Source organism: Nocardioides panacihumi (assembly GCF_039530925.1).
GTDB lineage: Bacteria > Actinomycetota > Actinomycetes > Propionibacteriales > Nocardioidaceae > Nocardioides > Nocardioides panacihumi.
Window position 1 is genome coordinate 227163 of the sequence record NZ_BAAAPB010000002.1, and the last position, 23821, is coordinate 250983.

At 70.8% G+C, this 23821-nt stretch carries 24 protein-coding genes; 11 read left to right on the top strand and 13 right to left on the bottom strand.

Annotated features, from left to right (window positions below; all coding sequences use genetic code 11):
• The first annotated feature begins 9 nt into the window (after nucleotides 1–9).
• Together ABD205_RS10240 and ABD205_RS10245 are read left to right on the top strand one after the other, a co-directional pair.
• Entirely contained in the window at nucleotides 10–777 is a 768-nt protein-coding gene (locus ABD205_RS10240; protein ID WP_344044704.1) for an ABC transporter ATP-binding protein, read from the top strand.
• A 1-nt stretch (nucleotide 778) separates the two neighbouring features.
• Complete coding sequence (locus ABD205_RS10245) at nucleotides 779–3325, top strand: ABC transporter permease (RefSeq protein WP_344044705.1); 2547 nt, start codon at nucleotides 779–781, stop codon at nucleotides 3323–3325.
• Nucleotides 3326–3370: 45 nt separating this feature from the next.
• Here the strand turns inward: ABD205_RS10245 and ABD205_RS10250 are convergent, their stop codons facing one another.
• Nucleotides 3371–3628 (bottom strand): hypothetical protein, encoded by a 258-nt coding sequence (locus tag ABD205_RS10250; RefSeq protein WP_344044706.1) that lies wholly within the window; start codon nucleotides 3626–3628, stop codon nucleotides 3371–3373.
• A 30-nt stretch (nucleotides 3629–3658) separates the two neighbouring features.
• Nucleotides 3659–4813 carry a lysylphosphatidylglycerol synthase transmembrane domain-containing protein gene (locus ABD205_RS10255; RefSeq protein WP_344044707.1) on the bottom strand — a complete coding sequence of 385 codons (1155 nt, stop codon included), beginning with the start codon at nucleotides 4811–4813 and terminating at the stop codon, nucleotides 3659–3661.
• 19 nt (nucleotides 4814–4832) lie between these two features.
• Here ABD205_RS10255 and ABD205_RS10260 point away from each other — a divergent pair, with 19 nt between their 5' ends.
• Complete coding sequence (locus ABD205_RS10260) at nucleotides 4833–5621, top strand: PhzF family phenazine biosynthesis protein (protein ID WP_344044708.1); 789 nt, start codon at nucleotides 4833–4835, stop codon at nucleotides 5619–5621.
• 40 nt (nucleotides 5622–5661) lie between these two features.
• Here ABD205_RS10260 and ABD205_RS10265 read toward each other — a convergent pair whose 3' ends face one another.
• A complete protein-coding gene (locus ABD205_RS10265) occupies nucleotides 5662–8259 on the bottom strand; it encodes a WD40/YVTN/BNR-like repeat-containing protein (RefSeq protein WP_344044709.1) in 2598 nt (865 codons plus the stop codon).
• Between the two features lie 184 nt (nucleotides 8260–8443).
• Between ABD205_RS10265 and ABD205_RS10270 the strand changes: the two genes are divergently transcribed.
• Nucleotides 8444–9532: a TIGR03118 family protein gene (locus ABD205_RS10270; RefSeq protein WP_344044710.1), complete on the top strand. Its 1089-nt coding sequence runs from the start codon at nucleotides 8444–8446 to the stop codon at nucleotides 9530–9532.
• Between the two features lie 81 nt (nucleotides 9533–9613).
• Here ABD205_RS10270 and ABD205_RS10275 read toward each other — a convergent pair whose 3' ends face one another.
• The gene (locus ABD205_RS10275) at nucleotides 9614–9817 is read right to left on the bottom strand and encodes a hypothetical protein (RefSeq protein ID WP_344044711.1); all 204 of its coding nucleotides are present in this window, start codon (nucleotides 9815–9817) and stop codon (nucleotides 9614–9616) included.
• Between the two features lie 44 nt (nucleotides 9818–9861).
• Here ABD205_RS10275 and ABD205_RS10280 point away from each other — a divergent pair, with 44 nt between their 5' ends.
• Nucleotides 9862–10641 carry a molybdopterin-dependent oxidoreductase gene (locus ABD205_RS10280; protein WP_344044712.1) on the top strand — a complete coding sequence of 260 codons (780 nt, stop codon included), beginning with the start codon at nucleotides 9862–9864 and terminating at the stop codon, nucleotides 10639–10641.
• Nucleotides 10628–11299: a cytochrome b/b6 domain-containing protein gene (locus ABD205_RS10285; RefSeq protein WP_344044713.1), complete on the top strand. Its 672-nt coding sequence runs from the start codon at nucleotides 10628–10630 to the stop codon at nucleotides 11297–11299. Before ABD205_RS10280 ends, ABD205_RS10285 begins: the two co-directional genes overlap by 14 nt.
• A 4-nt stretch (nucleotides 11300–11303) precedes the next feature.
• On the opposite strand, the gene ABD205_RS10290 is transcribed toward ABD205_RS10285, so the two are convergent.
• The 3 genes from ABD205_RS10290 to ABD205_RS10300 all read right to left on the bottom strand — a co-directional run bounded on the left by ABD205_RS10290 (nucleotide 11304) and on the right by ABD205_RS10300 (nucleotide 14282).
• Nucleotides 11304–11756 (bottom strand): PaaI family thioesterase, encoded by a 453-nt coding sequence (locus ABD205_RS10290; RefSeq protein ID WP_344044714.1) that lies wholly within the window; start codon nucleotides 11754–11756, stop codon nucleotides 11304–11306.
• 4 nt (nucleotides 11757–11760) lie between these two features.
• Complete coding sequence (locus tag ABD205_RS10295) at nucleotides 11761–12159, bottom strand: hypothetical protein (RefSeq protein WP_344044715.1); 399 nt, start codon at nucleotides 12157–12159, stop codon at nucleotides 11761–11763.
• A gap of 95 nt (nucleotides 12160–12254) precedes the next feature.
• The gene (locus ABD205_RS10300) at nucleotides 12255–14282 is read right to left on the bottom strand and encodes a DNA gyrase/topoisomerase IV subunit B (protein WP_425572801.1); all 2028 of its coding nucleotides are present in this window, start codon (nucleotides 14280–14282) and stop codon (nucleotides 12255–12257) included.
• 376 nt (nucleotides 14283–14658) lie between these two features.
• Here ABD205_RS10300 and ABD205_RS10305 point away from each other — a divergent pair, with 376 nt between their 5' ends.
• The 3 genes from ABD205_RS10305 (at nucleotide 14659) to ABD205_RS10315 (ending at nucleotide 16301) form a co-directional block, all read left to right on the top strand.
• A complete protein-coding gene (locus tag ABD205_RS10305) occupies nucleotides 14659–14886 on the top strand; it encodes a DUF7455 domain-containing protein (protein WP_344044716.1) in 228 nt (75 codons plus the stop codon).
• An 84-nt stretch (nucleotides 14887–14970) separates the two neighbouring features.
• A complete protein-coding gene (locus tag ABD205_RS10310; RefSeq protein ID WP_344044717.1) occupies nucleotides 14971–15447 on the top strand; it encodes a DUF456 domain-containing protein in 477 nt (158 codons plus the stop codon).
• On the top strand, nucleotides 15447–16301 hold the full coding sequence (locus ABD205_RS10315; protein WP_344044718.1) for an EamA family transporter: 855 nt from the start codon (nucleotides 15447–15449) through the stop codon (nucleotides 16299–16301). Before ABD205_RS10310 ends, ABD205_RS10315 begins: the two co-directional genes overlap by 1 nt.
• Nucleotides 16302–16353: 52 nt before the next feature.
• On the opposite strand, the gene ABD205_RS10320 is transcribed toward ABD205_RS10315, so the two are convergent.
• The 3 genes from ABD205_RS10320 to ABD205_RS10330 form a co-directional block, all read right to left on the bottom strand.
• On the bottom strand, nucleotides 16354–17832 hold the full coding sequence (locus ABD205_RS10320; RefSeq protein ID WP_425573052.1) for an RNA polymerase sigma factor: 1479 nt from the start codon (nucleotides 17830–17832) through the stop codon (nucleotides 16354–16356).
• A 138-nt stretch (nucleotides 17833–17970) separates the two neighbouring features.
• Nucleotides 17971–18546 carry an HhH-GPD-type base excision DNA repair protein gene (locus ABD205_RS10325; protein ID WP_344044719.1) on the bottom strand — a complete coding sequence of 192 codons (576 nt, stop codon included), beginning with the start codon at nucleotides 18544–18546 and terminating at the stop codon, nucleotides 17971–17973.
• Between the two features lie 27 nt (nucleotides 18547–18573).
• Nucleotides 18574–18978 (bottom strand): universal stress protein, encoded by a 405-nt coding sequence (locus ABD205_RS10330; protein WP_344044720.1) that lies wholly within the window; start codon nucleotides 18976–18978, stop codon nucleotides 18574–18576.
• Nucleotides 18979–19088: 110 nt separating this feature from the next.
• Between ABD205_RS10330 and ABD205_RS10335 the strand changes: the two genes are divergently transcribed.
• Nucleotides 19089–19529 carry a hypothetical protein gene (locus ABD205_RS10335; protein ID WP_344044721.1) on the top strand — a complete coding sequence of 147 codons (441 nt, stop codon included), beginning with the start codon at nucleotides 19089–19091 and terminating at the stop codon, nucleotides 19527–19529.
• Here the strand turns inward: ABD205_RS10335 and ABD205_RS10340 are convergent.
• Genes ABD205_RS10340 through ABD205_RS10350 form a run of 3 tightly spaced genes read right to left on the bottom strand, consistent with a single transcriptional unit; the run spans nucleotide 19526 to nucleotide 23141 of the window.
• A complete protein-coding gene (locus tag ABD205_RS10340; protein ID WP_344044722.1) occupies nucleotides 19526–20986 on the bottom strand; it encodes a glutamate-cysteine ligase family protein in 1461 nt (486 codons plus the stop codon). The genes ABD205_RS10335 and ABD205_RS10340 overlap by 4 nt on opposite strands.
• A gap of 13 nt (nucleotides 20987–20999) precedes the next feature.
• The gene (locus ABD205_RS10345; RefSeq protein ID WP_344044723.1) at nucleotides 21000–22124 is read right to left on the bottom strand and encodes a carboxylate-amine ligase; all 1125 of its coding nucleotides are present in this window, start codon (nucleotides 22122–22124) and stop codon (nucleotides 21000–21002) included.
• A gap of 9 nt (nucleotides 22125–22133) precedes the next feature.
• A complete protein-coding gene (locus ABD205_RS10350; protein ID WP_344044724.1) occupies nucleotides 22134–23141 on the bottom strand; it encodes a DUF4192 domain-containing protein in 1008 nt (335 codons plus the stop codon).
• Nucleotides 23142–23331: 190 nt separating this feature from the next.
• On the opposite strand from ABD205_RS10350, the gene ABD205_RS10355 reads away from it, so the two are divergent.
• A partial coding sequence (locus ABD205_RS10355) for a Y-family DNA polymerase (protein ID WP_486348419.1) occupies nucleotides 23332–23821 on the top strand: 490 nt, incomplete at its 3' end.

The window sequence follows — 23821 nt, forward strand, 5'->3', positions numbered from 1 at the left end:
AGTGGGCGGGTGACCGACTCTGTTCCGGACGCGGGCGTCGCGGCCCGTACCGTCGACCTGCACAAGACCTACGGCTCTGGCGACTCCGAGGTGCGCGCCCTCGACGGCGTGACGATCGACCTGTACGCCGGCCAGTTCACGGCCGTCATGGGCCCGTCCGGCTCCGGCAAGTCCACGCTGATGCACTGTCTGGCCGCACTCGACGCGCCGACGTCCGGCGACGCCGTGGTGGACGGCGTCACCCTCAGCACGCTGAAGGACTCCCAGCTCACCACGCTGCGCCGCGAGAAGATCGGCTTCGTCTTCCAGGCCTTCAACCTCATCCCGACCCTCACGGCGCGGGAGAACATCCTCCTCCCCCTGTCCCTCGCCGGTCGCAAACCCGACACGGAGTGGTTCGACCTCGTCATCGACGCGGTGGGGCTGCGCGACAGGCTCGGGCACCGGCCGAGCGAGCTGTCCGGCGGCCAGCAGCAGCGTGTCGCCTGTGCACGCGCACTGGTCAGCCAGCCGCGGATCGTCTTCGCCGACGAGCCCACCGGCAACCTCGACAGCACCTCCTCCGGCGAGGTGCTCGCCTTCCTGCGACGCAGCGTGGACGAGTTCGACCAGACCGTCGTGATGGTGACCCACGACGCCGTGGCGGCGTCCTACTGCGACCGCGTCGTCTTCCTCGCCGACGGCCGCGTCGTCGACGAGCTCACCCACCCCGACCGGGACCAGGTGCTCGAGCACCTGGCGGCACTGCAGTCCGCCGCGATGAACCTGGTGGACTGAGATGCTCCGACTGACGCTGCGCAACCTGGTCGCGCGCAAGCTGCGGCTGGTGATGAGCGCACTCGCGATCGTGCTCGGCGTCGCGTTCCTCGCCGGCGTGCTGATCTTCAGCCACGGCCTGGGTCACACGTTCGACAACATCATCAAGGGGTCCACCCCGGACGCCCTCGTTCGCCCGGTCGGCATGGACTCGTTCGGCCAGTCCTCGCCGTCCACGCTCACCGTCACGCCGGCGGACATCGCGAAGCTCGCCGGCCTCCCGGAGGTCGCACGGGCCGACGGGAGCGTCGAGGGCGCGGGCATGTTCCTGCTCGACGACAACAACAAGCTGGTCGGTGGTCAGGGCGCGCCGACCCTGGCCTTCAACCGCTCCGGCGCCCCCAACATGCTCGGTGAGCCGATCCTGGAGCTCCGCTCCGGCCGGTGGCCCCAGGCGCCCGACGAGGTCGTGCTCGACCACAGCGCCGCCGACCGCGCCGGCTACCGCGTCGGGGACACCGTGCGTGTCATCGCCCCGCAGGGCGACCCGGTCCGGAGCCTGCGACTCGTCGGGATCGCCGACTTCAACGGCGGCGGCACCGCCGGCGCCATCCTCGTCATCTTCGACACGACGGGCGCCCAACAGATGTTCCTCGGTGGACGCGACGCTTTCACGACGGTCAGCCTCACCGCCGCCGACGGGGTCAGCCAGACCCAGCTCGCCGATGCCGCGAAGAAGGTGCTGCCCGCGGGCTTCACCGCCGTCACCGGCGACCGTGTCGTCTCCGAGTCCCAGGACGCGGTCGGCCAGTTCCTCGGCGTGATCTCCACGTTCCTGCTCGTCTTCGCGATCATCGCGGTCATCGTCGGCGGCTTCATCATCGTCAACACCTTCTCGATCCTGGTCGCCCAGCGCACCCGCGAGCTCGCCCTGATGCGGGCGCTCGGTGCGTCGAGGCGCCAGGTGACCGGCTCGGTGCTGCTCGAGGCGCTGGTGACCGGAGTCGTCGCGTCGACGATCGGCATCGCGCTCGGTTGGGGGCTCGCCCGGGGGCTGGCGGCGCTGTTCCGCACCTTGGGCCTCGACATCGCCGGCAACGCGCTCACACTGACCACGCGCACGATCGTGCTGAGCTACGTCGTCGGGGTGCTCGTCACTCTCGTCGCGGCCTACCTCCCGGCGAGGCGGGCGGCCAAGGTGCCGCCCGTGGCCGCCATGCGCGACGACCTCGTCCCCCAGTCGCGGCCGCTGCGCCGTCGTACGCTCATCGGCGCGGGTGTCCTGCTGGTCGGCGCTGCCATCGCCGTCACCGGCCTCTTCCACCCGCCCGGCAACGACGCCGCGTGGGTCGGCGTCGGCGCGGTGTTGTGGATCCTGACCGTCGCGGCGATCAGCGCTGCTCTGGGCCGCCCCGTGCTCGTCTTCTGCCGCGGTGTGTTCCGACGCCTGTTCGGCACCCCCGGGCAGCTCGCGGGCGAGAACGCGCTGCGCGACCCGCGCCGCACCGGTGCCACGGCCTCGGCGCTGATGATCGGGCTCGCGCTCGTCTCGCTCATCGGAGTGCTGGCGGCATCCCTCAACAGCTCGGTCAACGATCTCGTCGACAAGCAGTTCAACGCCGACTTCCTGGTGCAGAGCGCCGCCTTCACGCCGTTCCCGACCCAGATCGGCGACGAGCTGGCGAAGGTGCCCGGCGTCGGCGTCCTCTCCCGTCAGCAGTTCGCCTCCGCGCGACTCGGCGGCCTCGACGGCGACACGACGTTCATCATGGCCAACGACGACCAGCTCGCCCGCATCTACGACCTCGACGTCGACTCCGGCCGCACCACGCTCCGTGGTGACGAGGCCTTCGTGACGAAGGACATCGCCGACAAGCACGGCTGGAAGGTCGGCAGCACGATCACGCTCGCCTTCCCGGGGGGCGGCACGCTCAAGCCGACGATCGCGGGCATCGTCGAGCCCAACCCGGTGACCGGTCAGATCAACGTCCCCCTCGATCGCCTCACGGCGATGGGCATCCAGCGACAGGACTCCTCGCTCAGCATCAAGCTCGCCCCGGGCGCCGACGCGGCGACGGTGCACCGAGCGCTCGACAAGGTCGTCGCACCGCTGCCGATCGTCAGCGTGCAGGACCGGGGCGAGTTCGGCGACTCGATCCGCGGCCAGGTGAACCAGCTGCTCTACATGATCTACGGCCTGCTCGCGCTGGCGATCGTCATCGCTGTGATCGGCATCGTCAACACGCTGGGCCTCAGCGTGCTCGAGCGCACCCGCGAGCTCGGCCTGCTCCGGGCGATCGGGCTGACGCGGCGCCAGCTCCGCCGGATGGTCACGCTGGAGTCGGTGGCGATCGCCGTCCTCGGCGCGGTGTTCGGACTCGTGCTCGGCGTCATCTTCGGCGCGCTGCTGCGCCAGGTGCTGGCCAAGGACCTCACCAGCCTCGGCCTCCCCCTGGGTCAGCTCGTCGCGTTCCTGGTGATCGCGGTCGTGGTGGGCGTCCTCGCCGCGATCGTGCCGGCGATCAGGGCGGGACGGCTCGACGTGCTCCGCGCCATCGCGACGGAGTGACGCGCTGAGGCGGTCACGTCCAGCGAGGCCATCGGCGGACTGATCTCAGGTGGCCACGAGGACGAACGCGGCGGCGACCAGAGCCGCGCCGACGAGCAACGCGAGCCCGAATCGTCGCCAGGCCGGAGCTCCCAGCCCGATGGCGAGGACCAGCCCGGCGAACACCGTCGTGAGAGCGAGCGCGACGTCCCAGGCGCCGAAGGCCCACACCGTGGACAGCAGCAGGCCTGCGGCGACGCCGACGACGAGCCCGGGCACCTGCCCGGGCGGCTCTCGACCGGTGTCGGACGGCGGCTCGTACACGCACCGATCGTCCCATGCGCCATGCCCTTCTCAGGTCGCTGTGGCGGGGGCTGCCGGCGGAGTGGGCCGTCTCGGGGCCAACGCCATCCCCAGCAGTCCGAACGGCAGCGGGAGCCAATAGCTGAACAGGCGGTACGCGAACGTCGCGACCACCGCGTCTCCGGGGTCGACGCCGGCGAGGGTGAGGAGCGCCGTCATGCCCGCCTCGACGAATCCGAGGCCGCCCGGCGTGGCGGGGATGTTGCCCAGCGCCTTCGCCCCGCAGAACGCCATCAGCGCCAGCCCCGGCCGCGGGTGCGATCCGATGGCGGCGAGCGCCACTTGGAGGGTCATGAAGTCCAGCAGCCAGCGTCCGACCGACGCGGCGAGCGCCCGCTTCCACCGAGGGCCGAGGACGGTGGTGATCTGGTCGCGTTCGGCGCGCAGGCGCTCGGGCAGGTCCGTGATCGGCGTGGCGTTGCGGCGCAACCGGTTCCGGACGGTCTGCACCGTGCGGCCTACCCAGGTCAAGGGTCGGTCGGTGTTCAGCAGGAGCGCGCCCACGCCGACGATCACGGCGAACGCGACCACGGTCGCCGCGGCCGCTTCGAGCAGGTTGCGGTCCACGGCGCCGCGCAGCACCGCGGGGATCGCCAGCACGGGCAGGCCGAGCACGACGGCGAACACCAGCAGGTTGACCGCGGTCAGCGCCCTGACGACCGAGGTCCGGTTCAGGCCGGCGGACACGAAGATCCGGTACTGCAAGGCTGCGCCGACGGGCCCACCGCCGGGAGCGATGTTCGACAGCGCGTTGGAGGCGAGCTGCGCGGCGATCACCGGTCGCCACGCCGCCCCGCCCAGCGCGACCCGCTGGAGGTCCCACAGGCACGCGCACAAGCCCACCTGCAGGCCGAACATGGCCAGCAGCGACGCCGTGGAGAAGCTGGTGATGTCGCGCCAGGAGGAGAACGTGTCGATCAGGCTCGGAAACACCAGGTAGAGCGAGACGAGGGTGACGGCCAGCCACACCACGTTCCGCAGGAGGGATCGCGGCTTCTCCTCCTCACCGCGGTGGATCTCTCCGGCGATGTCGGCGTGACGTTCGATGGCACGCTCGAGGCGGTCACCGACCGAGCTCGACGCCGTACCGTCACCCACGGCAGCCATCGTCGCACGCGCGCGCACCGCCGCACCGAACGTGGGCAAGGCCCCTAGCATGCGATCCGTGCGGGTCCCCATCTTCCAGATCGACGCCTTCAGCAGTCGGCGGTTCGCCGGCAACCCTGCCGCCGTCGTGCTGCTCGACGACTTCCCGGACGACGCGCTGATGCAGGCGGTGGCCGCCGAGAACAACCTCTCCGAGACGGCGTTCGTCGCACCGGACGCTGCCGGCGAGCTCCGCCTGCGCTGGTTCACGCCGCTCGTCGAGGTGGCTCTGTGCGGGCACGCCACGCTGGCCGCGGCCGCGGTGCTGCTCGATCACGTCGGTCAGCGGCGCGACACCGTCGTCTTCCACACCGCCAGCGGCCCGCTGTCCGTGCACCGGGAGGACGGCGGGTTTCGCATGGACCTGCCCGCCCGCACGGTGACCGCCGGACCGACGCCCCCCGCCCTGTCCGCCGCGCTCGGCACCGTCCCGATCGAGTGCGCCGTCGACGGAGCGAACTACCTCGCGCTCCTGGCCACGGCCGCCGACGTCGCGTCCCTGGTGCCCGATCTCGGCGCCGTCGCGCGTCTCGACCGCACCGGAGTGGTGGTGACGGCACCGGGCGACGGCGCCCACGACTTCGTCAGCCGCTACTTCGCACCCGCGAAGGGCATCGCCGAGGATCCGGTCACGGGCGGAGCCCACTGCGCGCTCGTTCCGTTCTGGGCCGCGAAGACGGGCAGATCCACCTTCCTGGCCCGGCAGGCCTCCGCTCGCGGCGGCGAGCTTGCCTGCCGGTTGGTCGGTGATCGAGTGCACCTGCGCGGGTCGTGTGCTCTCTACCTGGAGGGCCACATCGAGCTGTGAGGGTCACCGCCGGGCGACTGCCCGACGACGCGGTCGAGGGTCAGCTCACCGGGGCCTGGATCGTCCACACTCCTCTGCCGTGCGTCGCTGCGATGAGGCTTCCGTTGGGGTCGACGAGCAGCTGGCTGACCACGACGTTGGGCAGGTTGGTCCCCAGCCTGCTCCACGTGCTGCCGTTGTCGTTGGAGGCGTAGACACCGATGTCGGAGGCGGCGATCAGCGTCCGGCCGTTGAGGGCGACGTCGTTGGCCGGGATGTCGGGCAGGTTCCCGGACACGTCGGTCCAGGACGCGCCTCCCGTGGTCGTCTGGTAGACGTGACCGACGCCGGGGTCGTCCGGGCCCACGATCCAGTGACGCGAGTAGCCGGACAACGACAGGTACGCGTGGTTCGGGTTGGCGGTGTCGATCTTGATGCCGGTGACGTAGCGGTTCGGGAGACCTGCGGCCGAGCAGGCCGAGCTGCCGGTGCACTCCTGCGCGGTGGCGTGCCAGGTGCCGCCGCTGTTGCTCAGCATGACGACGCCGGCCTCGAAGCCGCTCCCGCTCGGGAAGCTCGGGTTGCACGGACCGCACCAGGCGGCGGCGACGTACTGCGTGCCTGCGACGGTGACGGCGTCGAGCGCCGTCACCTGGGAGGTGGCGTTCCCGCCCAGCGCGGAGCGGACGTCGAAGACGTTCTTCCAGTCGGTCGCCGCGCCGGTGTTGGCGGTCGTGCCGGCGACGCCCGCATCGGACGTCCAGACGAACGCTCCGCCGGCCACCAGGTGCCTGGGGTCGGTGCGGTCCATGTTGATCGGCGCGATGAAGCGAGGGTCGGGGTCCGACGGCGTGATGAAGTGCCAGTTCGCGCCACCGTCGGTCGACTTCAGCGCGGTGAGCCCGGTGTACTCGGTGATCACGTTCTGCGAGTTGTCAGGGTCGACGAGGGTGTAGCCGCCGTCCCCACCGAAGACCTGCACGGAGCTGACGGTGATCGGCCGGCTGCGGTCGTCGAGCACCGTGCCGGTGGTCGGGAACACCTTGTTGCTGCCGTTGTCCTGCATGCCGCCGTAGATGGTCGAGTCACGGCTGCCCTGCGCCCCGTAGTACTGCAGCGCGTCCATGTGAGCGTTCAGATTGGCCCAGTCGCCGACGCTGTGGTCGGTGAGGGCACGCGCATACACGCCGCCGTCGTTGCCGACGTACAGCTTGCCGCCCGTGATGACCGCGGCGTGCTGGTCGGAGTGTGCCTGGTCGTGGTTGCAGGTCCCCTCGAACGGCGTGTACGAGAAGCACGCGAACCCGAAGTTCCAGTACGGGCCGACGGTGTTCCAGCCGGCGCCCGCGTCCTGGCTCTCGTAGACCTCCTCCAGACCGGCGTACACGTGGTCCTTGTTGGCGGGGTCGACGATGAGGAACTGGTTGTACCAGGCCTGGACGCCCGGCCCGTAACCCTTGCCGATGCGGGAGATCTTCTGCGCGGACCCGCTCGCGGCCAGCTTGCTCGAGGTGGCGACCTTGGTCCACGGACCGGCCGGATCGCCGTTCTTCGACTCGTAGATGCCCTGGAGCAGCGTCTTGCCGTTGGTGCCGACGTTGAGCAGGTAGGGGCTCTGGACGATCGCGTACGCCCGATCGCCGGCGGCCGAGTACGCGAGGGTCGTCCTGCCCTCCGCCTTCGGCGGCACCCAGCCCTGCGGGTTGGCGAGGTAGCTGAAGTGGGCGCCCGCATCGTTGGACAGGTACAGGCCGTTGGTGGGCCAGCCGCCGCGCCAGCCGGCGACCGCCAGCACCTGCCGCCCGTTCGTGCCTGGCCGGACCGCGACGTCGCTGATCATGTTGCCGACGACGAGGTTGAAGTTCTTGCCGTCGCTCGGTGGACCAGCCGGCTGCAGTACGGCGGTCCAGGTCGCGCCCGCGGTGGTCGTGTCGATCCGGTAGAGCCCGTGGGAGGTGGCGGCGAGGAGCGCGCTGCCGTTCTGGACCAGCCGGAAGATCAGCGCGCCGTTGAGCTCGGGCCCGCCGACCCGGTGCCAGCTGGCGCCGCCGTCGCTCGAGGCGAGCACGCCGATGCCGGCGTAGCTGTCCTGGCTCGTGTTGGCCTCACCGGTCCCGGCGTACACCGTGTAGCGGCTGCCGGAGCCCGTCACCAGGAGCGCGCCGATCGACAACGTGCCCTGTGAGTCGGTCTGCGGGGTCCAGTGCTGGCCGCCGTCGGTCGACTTCCACACACCACCGTCGGCGGCGCCCGCGAACAGCGACCCGTCCGGAGCCGTGGCCAGCGCGGTCATCCGACCGGACACCCAGCGGTCACCGGCACCGGAGTTGCTGAAGCCGCTGGTCGGGTCGATGTACTGCGGCGAGTCCGAGAAGTCGTTCCCGTCCGTGCCTGGCCGGGCGGTCCGCTCCGTCCATGCGCCACCCACGGTCGGCAGCGCGGCCGCTTGGGCGGCGCCGGCGGCGTAGGCGTTCGGGTCGACGGCGCCGTTCGGCGAGAGCCGCTGCGACATGAACCAGTCGGTGGCGTCCGCCACCGCCTGGCTCTCCTCGCCCGCATCCTTGTCCGGAGGGGATCCGGTCCCGGCACCGAAGCCGGGTGCGCCTGCGAAGAGCAGGGCCGCGAGCACCGCCGAGAACGCTACGAGTCGTCGCCGCATGGAACTCATCTCCTCGAGGCGCACCAGCGGTGCGATAGGGATGCGACACGTCCAAATCGGATTCTCGGCAGGTCGGGAAGCACCGTCAACCCCTTCTGACCTCAGTGGGTGAACCGTGTCCGGCGACGTCTCGTGTCCCAGAGATGGGTCCGCACCGGTGGGCCCTGCATCGAGGAGGCGAGAGATGGTTGCAGTAAAGGTCTTCATCGGCACCGCGCTGTCAGTGGCGCTGGCCGGGGCACTCGGGGCACCGGCGGCGGCGCACGACATGCGGCACGGTGCGACCACGTTCCAGCAGGAGAACCTGGTGTCGGACCAGCCGGGGGTCGCGGCACTCACCGACCCGAACCTCGTGAACCCGTGGGGACTGTCCCACGGGCCGAACACACCGATCTGGGTCTCCGACAACGGCGCCGACGTCTCGACGCTCTATCGCACCGACACACCCGGAAGCCCGGTCACACAGGTGCCGCTCGTGGTCAGCATCCCCGGCGGCGCTCCGACAGGTCAGGTGTTCAACGGCACCTCGGCGTTCACCGTGCCCGGCACCAGCAAGCCGGCCCTGTTCATCTTCGCCGGGGAGGACGGCGACCTGTCCGCCTGGAACCAGGCTGTCGCACCCGTGACATCGGCCGTCCCCGTCGGGCACACGCGTGACTCGGTCTACAAGGGGCTGGCCCTGGTCGACACGGACGCCGGGCCGCACCTGCTCGCGGCGAACTTCCACCGCAACCGGATCGACGTGTTCAACGGGAGCTTCGACCGGGTCCGGTCGAGGCACGCGTTCCGTGATCCCAACCTTCCGGCCGGCTACGCACCGTTCAACGTGGCGGCCGTCGGCGACCGCGTGTTCGTCACCTACGCCCTGCAGGATGCGGACGCCGGGGACGACGTCGCCGGCCCGGGACACGGGTTCATCGACGTCTACTCCACCCAGGGGCGCTTCCTGCACCGTTTCGCCAGCCGCGGCGCGCTGAACTCGCCCTGGGGCATGACGATCGCGCCGCCGTCGTTCGGGCAGTTCGCCGGTGACCTCCTCGTCGGGAACTTCGGCGACGGACGCATCCACGCGTTCGACCCACGCTCCGGACGGTTCCAGGGGACCCTCCGCGCCACGTCCGGACGCCCGTTGACGATCGACGGTCTCTGGGCGCTCGTCGTGGGTGACCCGGTGGCCGGCGGCACGGATGCGGTGTGGTTCAGCGCCGGCCCGGACGGCGAGCAGCACGGTCTGCTCGGCCTCCTGCGCGCCGCCGAGCACGGTCGGCGGTGATCGACCAGGCCGACCGCTGAGCGACCGCTCGTCCCGACGGTTCACGCCGCCGGGGCGGGCGTCGCGTGCAGCGGTCCGGCGTCAGAGACGGTCTCGGGTCGGCGGCGTCCGAAGCGTGCGGACGAGCAGCAGCACGCCCACGGCACCGACGACCACGCCGATGACCGCCCAGACCGCGTGGCCGCTCATGCCGGACCCGCCGAGGACGTCCAGGCCCTGCAGGATCCAGAGCAGACCCAGGAGGACGAGGACGGCGCCGACCACCAACATCGCGAGGCGACCCATGCCAGTCAAGGTACTCCCCTGGCCAGGCCGGTTACGTTGGACGCATGCGCGGTTGGTGGGCTGGCCGACGTGACCGGGCTCCCTCGACGGCCCCGATGGCGGACGGCCAGGGGTCGCCGTACGACGGACGCCCGGTGGGACGTCGGGTGGCGCTCGGGCTGCTCGGACTCGGCGCGCTCGGCATCGTCTCCGGCAGGCACGCTCAGAGCGCACTGTCCTCCTTCCTGGAGCCGATCCAGCTCCGGGACCCGACCGGGCTGACGTCGTTGCTGCCGCTCGGCGACACGTTCCGCTTCTACTCGGTGACGGGCGGCGTGCCGATCCGCGACGCGACCACGTACCGTCTCGAGATCAGCGGCCTGGTCGACCGTCCGACCGTCCTCACGCTGGCCGACCTGCAGGCGATGCCGCAGACCGATCTCGTCCGCGACTTCCAGTGCGTGACCGGCTGGAGGGTCCCGCGCGTGCACTGGAGCGGGGTGCGGCTGTCGACCGTCCTCGACCGGGCCGGTGTGCAGCCCTCCGGACGGACGCTGCGGCTGTCGTCCTTCGACGGCACCTACACCGACAGCCTCACCCTCGACCAGGCGAGGCTGCCCGACGTGCTCGTCGCCCTGAAGATGCTCGGCGGCGACGTCACCCACGACCACGGCGGACCGGTGCGGCTCTACGTCGCGCCGATGTACGGCTACAAGAGCGTGAAGTGGCTCTCCGGCATCGAGGTGACCGACGCAGTGGTCCCGGGCTACTGGGAGCACCGCGGCTACGACGTCGACGGCTTCGTCGGCAGGTCGAACGGACGAGGGATCGATGAGCGCACCTGAGACCGGCGTGCCGACGGAGGCGGGTCGCACGATCGACCGGTTCAGCAGGAGCTCACGATGGGTCCACTGGCTCACCGCGACGCTCATGACGAGCTGCATCCTGACCGCTGCCGTCCTCTACAACGGATCGCTCGCCGTCATCGTCGGCCACCGTTACCTCGTCGAGCAGATCCACGTGTACTCGGGGATCGCACTCCCCGTACCGATGATCGCCGGGGCCCTCAGTCGCGCCTATCGCGACGACACCCGACGCCTCAACCGCTTCACGCACCGCGACTGGGCCTGGCTGCGGTCGCGGACCCGCCGGGACGGCACGATCGAGGTCGGCAAGTTCAACGCCGGCCAGAAGCTCAACGCCGCCCTGTCCGCGGGCTCGATCGGCACCCTCCTGATCTCGGGGCTGGCCATGTACCTCACGAACCTCGCCCCGCTGTCGTGGCGCAGCGGCGCGACCTTCGTGCATGACTGGTTCGCGCTCGCCGTCGGCCTGCTCGTCGTCGGACACGTCTGGATGGCCACCAGGGACCCGTGGGCGATGACCGGGATGCGCACCGGCCGGGTGCCGCTGAGCTGGGCACGCCGGGAGCATGCCGCGTGGGCGCGCGAGGTCGCCGGGGACCCGCCGATCGAAACCGCCGACCACCGCTCGCGCACCTGACTCCTCAGCGTGGACGCCAGCGCTTCCAGAGCGCGGTGCCCTCGGCGCGCACCTTGCCGTCCCACTCCAGCACGACCTGGCAGGTCATCTCGTCCTCGCCTGCCGCGGTGATCTCAGCGACGAGGGACACCTGCTCGGTGAGCGGGGCCGGGCGCCGGTAGCGCACGTCGAGGCCCGCCGTGACGTACGGCAGCGCGGCTCCCGGCCGCGGCGGCCAGCCGTGCCCGTGCGCTGCGTGCACGACGGCCGCGGCGCTGTGGCAGTCGAGCAGCGTCGCGATGATCCCGCCGTTGAGATAGCCGAGCCCGTTGTCGTGCTGGGGCCAGGGCAGGAAGCTCGCGGTCGCGCCCCACTCCCCGTCGGCGAGGCTCTTGAGCTGCAGCCCGTCGGCGTTGGCCGGCCCGCAGCCGAAGCAGTTCAGGTCGGGGAACCACGTGTCCTGGATCGACGTCGTCATCTCGTCACTCTCCCAACAGCTCGCGCAGGTCGCGGTCGACATGGGCGTCGGCCAGCTCGCCGTCACGGCGGGCTCGCGCCAGGTCCTCGATGGTGCCGAGCGCCGAAAGTCGGTCGACGAGGGCGTTCGCCGCCGAAGCCGGGTCTCCCTCGAGTGGTACGTCGGCCAGCAGCGCGCAGTCGACGGCGCCGCCGTCCGGCTCCGGACCGAGAGCGATCGCCCAGACCCCGATCTCGAACCGCAGCGCGGCGCCCTGGGCCGGGCCGTCGGAGCGCAGGTCGACGTACCACGTGAGGCTCCGGTCCCCCGGTGCGCCCGGGAGCCGCCAGTGCCCCTTCCGCAGTGCGACCTTCCGGGCGCGGAACGCCTTCGCGACTGCCGCCCGGCGCGCCTTCTGGTCCACGTCTCGGACTCTAGTGCCGTGCGTCCCGGGGTGGACGAGGCGGGCCGGGACCGCTGAAGTGCTGCGCGCCGCGCCGACCCGCTGAACCCCCGCGATCAGAAGTCCAGATCCTCCTCGGAGAGGTTGCCCCCACCCGCGACGATGAACTCCTTGCGCGGTGCGACCTCGGAGCCCATCAACAGCTCGAACACCGTCGCCGCACCTTCGGCGTCATCGACGGTCATCCTGCGCAGCGTGCGGTGGCGCGGATCCATCGTGGTCTCGGCCAGCTGGTCCGCGTCCATCTCGCCCAGACCCTTGTACCGCTGCACCGGGTCCTTCCAGTTGACGCCCTTCTTGCGGAGCTCGGCGAGCTTGCGCTGCAGCTCGTCGTCGGAGTACGTGTACACGTAGCGGTCCATCCCCTTCTTCGGGTTGGACAGCTCGATGCGGTGCAACGGCGGCACGGCCGAGTAGACGCGCCCGGCGGCCACCAGCTCCGGCATGTACTTGAAGAACAGCGTGGCCAGCAGCGTGCGGATGTGGGCGCCGTCGGAGTCGGCGTCCGCCATGAAGATGATCTTCCCGTAGCGTGCCGCGTCGAGGTCGAACGTGCGCCCGGAGCCGGCGCCGACGACCTGGATGATCGACGCGCACTCGGTGTTCTTGAGCATGTCGGCGACGGACGCCTTCTGCACGTTGAGGATCTTGCCGCGGATCGGGAGCAGCGCCTGGAACTCGCTGTTGCGCGCGAGCTTGGCGGTGCCGAGGGCCGAGTCTCCCTCGACGATGAACAGCTCGGTGCGCTCGTTGTCGGCGGCCCGGCAGTCGGCCAGCTTGGCGGGCAGGGCCGACGACTCCAGGGCGTTCTTCCGCCGCTGCGTCTCCTTGTGCTGCCTCGCGGCGATGCGTGTCTTGGAGGCGCCGAGCACCTTCTCCATGACCAGCCGCGCCTGCTGCTTCTCCTTGGTCTTCGTCGAGGTGAGGAATCGCTTCAGCTCGGCCGACACGACCTTGCGCACGACGGTCCGGGCGGCCGGGGTCCCGAGGATCTCCTTGGTCTGCCCCTCGAACTGCGGCTCGGCGAGGCGGACCGTCACGACAGCGGTCATGCCTTCGAGCACGTCGTCCTTGATGACGTCGGCGTCGTTGACCTTCAGCACCTTGGCGGCCTTCATCGAGTCGTTGAAGGTCCGCGTGATGGCCTGCTCGTAGCCGCTGACGTGGGTGCCGCCCTTCGGGGTGGCGATCACGTTGACGAAAGAGCGAAGCTCGGTGTCGTAGCCGACGCCCCAGCGCACGGCGACGTCGACGGTGAGCTCGCGCTCGACGTCCTGGGGCGTCATGTGACCCAGGTCGTCGAGCATCGGCACTGTCTCGGTGAACGTGTCCGCGCCCTGGAGCCGGAGCACCTCGGTGACCGGCTCGTCGTGGGCGAGGAACTCCGCGAACTCGGCGATGCCGCCGTCGTGGCGGAACTTCTCCTCGACCGGGTCGGGGCCGCGCAGGTCTCGGATCACCAGCTCGAGGCCCGGGACGATGAAGGACGTCTGCCGGGCGCGTCCGATCAGCTCGTCGTAGACGAACGTGGCGTCCTTGGTGAAGATCTGGCGGTCCGGCCAGAACCTGACGAGAGTGCCCGACTTGCCCTTGCCGACGCGCGAGCCCTTGCGGGTCAGCCCGCTCTGCGCCGCGAAGCCGGCGTTGGGGCCGTCGCCGTCGAAGACGCCCGGCACGCCCCTCTTGAAGCTCAGACCCTGACGCGCCGGCGTGCGGTCCACGTCGATGTCCATGCGCGACGACAGCGCGTTGACGACCGACAGGCCGACGCCGTGCAGGCCACCCGTGGCGGCGTACGACGACCCGCCGAACTTGCCGCCGGCGTGGAGCTTGGTCGCGACGACCTCGACGCCCGGCAGGCCGGTCTTGGGCTCCTTGTCGGTCGGGATGCCCCGCCCGTCGTCGTACACCTCGACCGAGCCGTCGGCGTGGAGGGTCACCTCGACACGGTTCGCGTGCCCGGCGAGGGCCTCGTCGACGCCGTTGTCGATGATCTCCCAGACGCAGTGCATGAGGCCGCGTGTGTCCGTGGACCCGATGTACATGCCGGGGCGCTTGCGGACCGCCTCCAGTCCCTCGAGCACGAGGAGGTGGGCGGCGTTGTACGTGCTGTCGATCGTGATGCTCCTTGCGAACCGAGGGATACCCGCAATCTACCCGCGACACGCCGCGCCGCAGTGCAGGGACGCGCACGCGGCGGAGGCTTACGGTGACCGAAAGCAGGCACGCACGTCACGATGCGGAAACGATCGGCCACCGGTTGGCCGAAACCGCCTCCGGATCGGTAGCGAGATCGTCAGACTGGGTACCCGGACAGTGTTGTTCAGGACACGGAATGTGTGATGAGCACGATGCAGGACCATGGTTGGATTGAGGTGGTGGGCAACACAGTCGCTGGGGAATCTTCAACCCCACGGCTACGTTGCAACAGTCACCGACAGATCGAGAAATGAGGCCGATGTGACAACTGCCGTTGCCAGCACCCCGCTGACTGCTGCGGACCGCTGTGACCGTTGCGGGGCCCAGGCCTACCTTCGTGTCGAGCTGCAGTCCGGTGGCGAGCTTCTCTTCTGCGCACACCACGCCCGCGAGCACGGTGACAAGCTCAAGGAGATCGCGGTCAACGTCATCGACGAGACCCACAAGCTCACCACGACTCCGGCCCCGGCGCCCGAGGACGAGCACTGAGCCCCCAGACCTGATCATCACGAAGGCCCCGGACACGGTCCGGGGCCTTCTGCTTTCCCGGGGACGCTTCCCTAGGGTGTCCACGTGTCCGCCCTCGAGATCGTCGTCGCCCTCGCCATCGCGCTCGGCCTCGCGACCACCGTCGTCCCGATCCTGCCGGGAACGCTCATCGTCGGCGGGGCGATCCTCCTGTGGGCCTCCGAGACGGGCGGTACGACGGCCTGGCTCGTGTTCGTCGTCGCCGCCGCGCTGCTGATCGCCGGGGCGGTCGTGAAGGTCCTGCTCCCCGGCCGACGGCTCAAGGACGTCGGCATCCCGATGTCCACGCAGCTGGCCGGCCTCGTGCTCGGGATCGTCGGCTTCTTCGTCATCCCCGTCGTGGGGATCTTCCTCGGCTTCGTCCTCGGCATCCTCCTCGCCGAGTGGCTCCGGCTGGGCCGCGCCCAGGCCTGGCCGTCGACGAAGCACGCCCTCCGGGCCGCGGGGCTGTCGATTCTCATCGAGCTGCTCTTCGGCGTCCTCGCCGCCGTCGTCTGGGTCGTCGGCGTGGTCGCGGTCTGATGGCGGTCCTGCTCGCCCTCCTGTCGGCCTTCGCTTACGGCACGTCGGACTTCATCGGAGGAGTCATCTCCTCCCGGATCCCACCGTGGACCGCCGCCTTCTGCTCCCAGGTCACAGGGGCGGCCGCGCTCGCCGTGCTGGCAGGCGTCCACGGCGGCTCGCTCAGCCCCGCCGGCGCCGCCTGGGGCGCCCTGTCAGGCGTCGGCAGCGGCGTGGGACTGTCGTTCCTCTACCGCGGCCTGTCCTCAGGACGGATGGGCGTCGTCGCGCCGACGTCGGGAGTGCTCGCCGCACTGGTGCCGGCCGCCGTCGGCGTCCTCACCGGCGACCGCCCGTCGTCGCTCGCCTGGGCCGGCATCGTCCTCGCGGTGCCGGCCACGTTCCTGGTGGCACGGGAGCCGTCCGCCGACCGACCCGGCGGCTCGCCGGCTGGTCCGTCGGGCGCTCGATCCGGGCTCACCGACGGGCTGCTCGCAGGCTGCGGCTTCGGCGTCGGCTTCGCGGCGATCGCGAAGGCCCCGGCCGAGGACGGATTCTGGCCGGTCTCGTTGAGCCTGCTGGTCGGCGCCGTCGTCGTGATCGCCGGCGCCACGGTCGCCCGCGGGGACTGGGTGCCGCGCAACGCGACGGCCGCACTGTCGACGAGCACGGGGATCCTGGCCGCCGCCGCTCTGGCGCTCTTCCTGCAGTCGCTGTCCCACGGCATGCTCGCGATCTCCGCCGTCATCGCGGCGCTCTACCCGGCCGCGACCGTGCTGCTCGCCGTCACCGTCCTGCGCGAGCACGTCCACCGGGTCCAGGCGGTCGGCCTCGGACTGTGCGCACTCGCGGTGGCACTCGTCGCGGCCGGGTGACGTCATACGCCCCGGCTGCTGGAGCAACCGGGGCGTATGACGTTGGCGTGGATCAGTCGAGGTAGTCGCGCAGGACCTGCGAGCGCGACGGGTGACGCAGCTTCGACATCGTCTTCGACTCGATCTGACGGATCCGCTCGCGCGTGACGCCGTAGACCTTGCCGATCTCGTCGAGCGTCTTCGGCTGGCCGTCGGTCAGGCCGAAGCGCATGCTCACGACGCCGGCCTCGCGCTCGGAGAGCGTGTCGAGCACGGCGTGCAGCTGCTCCTGCAGCAGGGTGAAGCTGACCGCGTCGGCCGGGACGATCGCCTCGGAGTCCTCGATGAGGTCACCGAACTCGCTGTCGCCGTCCTCACCGAGGGGCGTGTGCAGCGAGATGGGCTCGCGGCCGTACTTCTGGACCTCGATGACCTTCTCCGGGGTCATGTCGAGCTCCTTGGCCAGCTCCTCCGGCGTGGGCTCGCGACCCAGGTCCTGGAGCATCTGGCGCTGGACCCGGGCGAGCTTGTTGATGACCTCGACCATGTGCACCGGGATACGGATGGTGCGGGCCTGGTCGGCCATGGCGCGGGTGATGGCCTGCCGGATCCACCAGGTGGCGTACGTCGAGAACTTGTAGCCCTTGGTGTAGTCGAACTTCTCGACCGCACGGATCAGACCGAGGTTGCCCTCCTGGATCAGGTCCAGGAACAGCATGCCGCGACCGGTGTAGCGCTTGGCGAGGCTGACGACGAGTCGCAGGTTCGCCTCGAGCAGGTGGTTCTTCGCGCGGCGGCCGTCCTCGGCGATCCACTCGAGCTCCTCCTCGAGCTTCGGCGTGATCTTGCCGCCCTTGGCGAGCTTCTCGTCGCTGAACAGGCCGGCCTCGATCCGCTTGGCGAGCTCGACCTCCATCTCGGCGTTGAGGAGCGGCACCTTGCCGATCTGCTTGAGGTAGTCCTTCACCGGGTCCGCGGTCGCGCCGGCGACCATGACCTGCTGCTCGGGCTCGTCGGTGTCGTCAGCGGCCGAGACGACGAAGGAGGCTTCCTTCTCGTCCTCGACGATCGTCGGGTCGCTCGCGACGTCCTTCTCGAACTGGTCGTCCGGGATGTCGGGGAGGATCTTCTTGCCGTCGGGGCCGACCTTGGCCGCGGCGTCGTCCTCGTCGACGGTGTCGACGACCGCGACGTCCTCGAGGTCGGTCTCCTCGGGGTCGACGTCCTCGAGCTCGGGCTCGTCGCCTTCGTCGTCCGCGTCCTTGACGGGTGCGGCCGACGCGTCGGCCGGGGACGGAGTCGCAGCCGCCTTCTTGGCGGCGGTCTTCGCGGTCGTCGTCTTCTTGGTGGTCGACGTCGCGGCCGCGACCTTGAGGCCGGGTGCGCCCAGGTCGACCGAGATCCCCAACGTGCTCAGGTGGCCGAGCAGCGCCTTGAGATGCCGGGGCTCGACGGCGGCCTGCGCGGTCGCCTGGCGCACCTCCTCCGGCGTCACACGACCGGTGGGCCTGGCCCGGTCGATGAGCGACACGACTGCCGGGTGGCTCAGCACCTCAGCGGGGATCTTGCGTGCGTTCGAGGACACGAACACCTCTCGTGAAAGTGGCTTCGGGGCGCGGCGAGGCCCGGTTTCGTCAAGAGCCGCGTGTCTATTCTGCCACGCGGATCCCGAAGATCCGTCACCAGCCGTTCACTGACGGGCAGCGGCAGCCTTGGCCGCCGCCTTCATCTCCTGCTTGTGGGCGCGGACCTTCTGCAGCGACTCGGCGTCGACCACGTCCGCGACGGACCGGTACCCCTCCTCGGCATATGCACCCACGGCGGCTTCCCATCCCTCGGGACGCACGCCCAGCTGCTTGGCGAGCAGCGCCACGAAGATCTGCGCCTTCTGCTTGCCGAAGCCCGGCAGCGCCATGACCCGCTTGAGGAGGTCGGCGCCGCTGGTCGCCTCGGTCCACACCCGCGTGACGTCGCCGTCGTACGTGGTCGCGACGACCGTGGCCAGCTCCTGCAACCGCGCCGCCATCGCGCCGCCGTAGCGGTGGATCGCCGGCGGACGGCGGCACAGCTCCGAGAACGCCTCGGGATCCGCTGCCGCGATCGCCGCAGGATCCAGCGTCCCGAACCGGTCCAGCACCTTGGCCGGTCCGGCGAAGGCGCGCTCCATCGGGAACTGCTGGTCGAGCATCATGCCGACGAGGAGGGCGAACGGGTCGTCCGCCAGCACCTTGTCGGCTGCGGGGTCCTGGGCGATCTGGATGGCCATGGGGCCATCATCGCGCAGGCGGCGTGCTCAGTCGCCGGCCTTGACCGCCAGGACCGGGCAGTGCGAGTCGAGCAGGATGCGCTGCGCGTTGCTGCCGAGGATCAGCTTGCCGACGGGCGAGCGCCTGCGCAGGCCGATGACGAGCAGCTCCGCGCCGTTCGCCTCGGCGATGCTGATCAGGTCGTCGGCCGGGTCGAAGCCGCGGACGAGCTGGCGGATGACGTACGGCACTCCGCGGGCGTCGAGCCGGCGCCGGACGTCCTCCAGCGCCGCGTCCTGCTCGGTGGCGGCCTTCTCGTCGTAGTCCGGCCCGCCGCGGTGGGAACTCACCACGACGAGCTTGAGCCCGCGGAGCTCAGCCTCCTGCGCCGCCTTCTCCAGCGCGGCCTCTCCTTCGGGCTTCGGCACGTAGCCGACCACGACTGTTGACATCGCGACCTCCATTGCTCGGCAGTGTGAGCCACGTTACACATACGCGGTGCCTGCGGCAGCCTGTGGACGGTCGTCGGCGCGCCGCAGCCGACTCGGGCAGTCTGGCGACCATGGGACACGAGGCTGGGCTGGTGGAGCCGCTCGCGACGCCGCTGCGACGGGCGCTGCGACAGGCGGTGCTCGACCACGCGGTCGCCGAGCGTCGCCAGACGCACCTGCCGATCCTTCATCTCGGGCTGCCAGGCGGCAGGGACGTCGTGCACCCCGTCCGCCAGGACGAGCCCACCGACCACTCCCTGCGGTCCGACATCGTCGCTGCCCTGGTGCGGCGTGCGGCCCTGGCCGGGACTCCGCTCGTCTGGCTGACGCGGCCCGGTGAGCTCGTGGACCAGGATGTCGACGCAGCATGGCTCGGAGGCGCCCGCCAGGCTTTCGGCGAGGCGGGACTCCCCCTCGTCTACGTCGTCGTCAACCGGCACGGCTGGCGCGACCCCCGCAGCGGGCTGCAGATGAGCTGGGTGCGGATGCGACGCCGCTCCCCCGGCACCTAGTCCCAGGTGTGGACCGGCTCGCCGGTGTGCATCCGGTCGCGGTAGTCGAGCAGCGTGGACCGCAACGCTGCGCGACGGCCGTCACGCGACCGTTCCCGCACCCGGCGGACCAGCCACTCCGCGCCGTTGACCCGTCGCTTCGCCCGCTCCTCGACGATGTCGAGCAGGCGGTCGGCCTCGGCGGGCTCGACACCCCAGTCGAGCAGCCCCTCCCGGGCCGGCGCGAGCAGGTCGAGCACCAGGTCGGTCGCGGCGATCCGGTCCCGTCCGGGCCAGTGGACCTCGGCTGCGATGCCCCGGCGGGCGGCGGCGTGGAAGTTGTCGCTCGCGGCGGCGAAGGGCAGCCGCGACCACAGCGGTCGTTCGCTCTCGGCCAGGGTCCGGACGAGGCCGAAGTAGAACGCCGCGTTCGCCATCGTGTCGATGACCGTCGGGCCGGCCGCGAGGACGCGGTTCTCGACTCGCAGGTGGGGCAGGCCGTCGGCGACGTCGTAGACCGGCCTGTTCCACCGGTAGATCGTGCCGTTGTGCAGCCGCAGCTCGGCGAGCCCCGGAGTGCCACCCCCGTCCAGCACCGAGACCGGATCCTCGTCGTCGACCACAGGGAGCAGGGCGGGGAAGTAGCGCCGGTTCTCCTCGAACAGGTCGAAGACCGACGTCACCCACCGCTCGCCGAACCAGACCCGCGGCCGCACCCCCTGCGCCTGCAGCTCCTCGCTGCGGGTGTCGGTGGACTGCTCGAAGAGCGGGATGCGGGTCTCGCGCCACAGCTCCTTGCCGAGGAAGTACGGCGAGTTCGCCCCGATCGCCACCTGCAGGGCACAGACCGCCTGGGACGCGTTCCAGTACGCCGCGAACCTGTCCGGCCGAACCTGGACGTGGAACTGCGTGCTGGTGCACGCCGCCTCTGGCAGCACCGTGTCGGCCACCATCTCGAGCCGCTCAGCACCCTCGATGCTGATCCTGATGTGCTCGCCGCGCGCGGCCAGGACCTGGTCGTTGAGCACCGAGTAACGCGAGTCCGCGCTCATGGCCCGCGCCCCCAGGTGCTCCGGCGCGAGCGTCGGCAGGATCCCGATCATCACCATGTCGGCGCCCTCGGTCGTCGACCGGGCTCGAGCGTCGTCGAGCCGCTCCCGCAGCGACGCCTCGAGCCGGGTCAGCCCACCGCTGTGGAGCGCCGTCGGCGGCACGTTCACCTCGACGTTGAACCGAGCCAGCTCGGTCTGGAAGTCGGGATGGTCGATGGCGTCGAGCACCTCGGCGTTGCGGAGGAGCGGCAACCCCTGGTCGTCGATCAGGTTGAGCTCGACCTCGAGGCCGGTCATCGGGTCGGTCGCGTCGAACCGCTGTTCCTCGAGCATCCGCGCCAGGACGTCGAGACTGCGACGCAGCTTCTCCCGGAAGCGGGCTCGGTCGGTCCCACCGAACTCCTGCTCCTCGACTTCCTCACCCATCCGTGATCCTTCCTCAACCCTGCCAAGTGGCTTCGGTGCGGGCGAGCAGGTCGTCGACGACGCCCTCCACGCTGCCGCTGCGTTCGTACGCCGCCCGCTGCTGCGTCGCACCTCCGGCCCGCATGACCCGGTCCATGCCGATCGCGACGCGCTCCAGGTCGCCGGCCTCCTCCAGCGCGTCGCGCACGTGGTCGACGAGGGCGTCCAGGACGTCGCGAGCGGGCTCGAGCTCGCGTCGACGCGGATGCACCAGCGTGTTGCTCAGCCCCATCCGCGCGGCACGCCAGTGGCTGGCCCGGAGCAGCTCGGCGCGCCACCGGTCGATCGGCCCGTCCGCCATCCACTCCCGCGAGGCCGTCACGACGAGACCGCGCACCAGCGCTGCCGCGAGGACCGCGTCCTCGTGGTCGGTGCACGCGTCGAGCACCCGGATCTCGACGGTCGGCTGATGGGCGGAGAGCCGCGCGTCGAAGTAGAGCATGCCGTCGTCGAGCGCCGCGCCCGTCATCATCAGCAGGCGCGACGCCTCCCGGTAGCCCTCGACACTCTCGAACGCCTCGGTCGATCCGGCGCTCGGCCAGCGGGTCCACGCCTGCGAACGCCAGGAGGCGTAGCGCGTGTCGTGGCCGCTGGCGAAGGGCGAGTTCGCTCCGATCGCCACCAGGATCGGGAGCCACGGCACGATCCTGTCGATGACGGCGACGCCTTCCTCGGCCGAGTCGATGGCGACGTGGACGTGGGTGCCGCAGGTGCTGCCGGTGCGCGCGGTCTCGCCGAACAGCTCGACCATGGCGCGGTAACGGGCGTTCGGCGAGACCTGGGGCTCATCACCTTGGATCGGGACGATGCCGGATGCGATGACCCCGAGCCCGGCGGACGTCGCTGCGTCTCCGGCGGTCCGGCGTGCCGCGACGAGCTGGCGGGCGACGTCGTCGAGGTCGGTGGTCGGGTCGGTGCGGGTCTCGATCTGGTGCAGGAACAGCTCCTGGTCGAGCTCGTCGCTCGCCACGTGGGGGTCACGTCCGCTGAGGTGCTCGCGGTTGAGCTTGAGCACCTCCACTGATCGGCCACTCACGGCTCGGGTGGCCGTGTCGACAAGGAGGAGCTCCTCCTCGACCCCGACGGTGCGGACGTCCATGGGCCAACGTTATCCAGCGAGTCCACCAGGAAACCTGCCCTCCCAGTCGTCCAGCGGCGGCACGGCGCGCTCGAGCGCATCGGCAACGATCCGCCCCAGGGAGTGATCGGGCTCATCCTCCAGGCACCGGTCGACGGCGCACCAGGCGAGCGCCCCGTCCCCGTGCATCCAAGCCGCGAACGCGAGCACGCCCGCCGCCCCGGCCACGAGGCCCTCCGGCGCCCGCCTGACGATGTCGGTCCACAGCCGCACGTGGTGCGCCGCCTCCACCCTGCGCATGCCGAACCACGCGTGGTCGCGGATCTGCGCGTTGTGCACGGCGAGCAGGATCCGCGCCGTCTCCTCGTCGTCGGGCACCGTACCGGCGAGCAGATGGCGGTCCAGCATCGCCCGCAGAGCGGACCCGTCGGGTCGGACCGAGTCGACCAGCTCCCGAGCGGACTCCTCCGAGGGCGACTCCTCCACGGTGTCCCGGAGCTGCTCCGGGACACGGCTCCACAGCTCCGAGAGCGCGTCGCCGATCGCGGCGACCGCCGCCGGGACGGGCCGCAGCCGCGCGGCCAGCTCCTCACGCGAGGCGGCCGTGACCCGGCCCTCGAAGACGGCCTGGGCGCGATAGGGGTGATCGCTCACGTCGTACGGCACCCCGTGGGTCGGGACCCCGCTGTGACCGAGGGGCGTGAACCAACGACCGTCGTGCGCGTGGATCACGTCGATCACCCGCACGCCGGCCGTCTCGAACGCGCGCTGCAGCGCCCTGGCGACCCGTCGGACGAGTCGGTCCTGCCCGCTGAAGACCGCGAACACGACGTCGCTGACGCCGTGCCGACGGACCGGGGCGAGCAGGCTCGCGACGCACGAGCCGACGTCGTCGGGCGGCGGCAGGTCGACGCGGGCGTGGAACGACTCCCGGCCGCCGAAGGTGAGCATCACGATCGACTCGTGCGGGTCGAAGCCCATGACGACGGGGACGAGGGCAAGGATGTCCTCTGCGCTTCGCGCGGTGAAGGTGGTCATGGCGTCACGCTCGTCGTGGGCGCCGACGATCACGGTCGGAGGGGAAGATGCCTGGGGACGACGGTGAACGAACGGATGGGTGTGGAGGATGGACGGCCCGTCCGGTGACGCGAGTGACGGGCGAAGTGCCGACACGGCGCCGAGGCAGGTGGTGGTGAGCCAGCGCGCCGCGTCGGGGTAGGTTCCGTGCGTGCGCCAGCACGCCTCCGTCCTCCACCTCGACCTCGACGCGTTCTATGCGTCCGTCGAGCAACGCGACAAGCCGTCCCTGCGCGGCAAGCCCGTCATCGTCGGCGGCGTCGGGGGGCGCGGCGTCGTCGCGACGGCGTCCTACGAAGCCAGGAAGTACGGCGTCCACTCCGCGATGTCGACACGCGAGGCACGCTCGCGATGCCCGCACGCCGCGTTCCTCTACCCGCGGTTCCCGGCCTACCGCGAGATCAGCGAGCGTGTGATGGGCCTGCTCCGGACCGTGTCGCCCCTGGTCGAGCCGCTCTCCCTCGACGAGGCGTTCGTGGACCTCGAGCAGTCGACCCTCGGCGACCTGGGGGTGGCGTCGGTGACGGCGTTCGCCGAGGACCTGCGTCGCCGGGTGCACGAGGCGACCGAGGGTCTGACCGCGAGCGTGGGCGTCGGCACCAGCAAGTTCATCGCGAAGGTGGCCAGCGACCTCGAGAAGC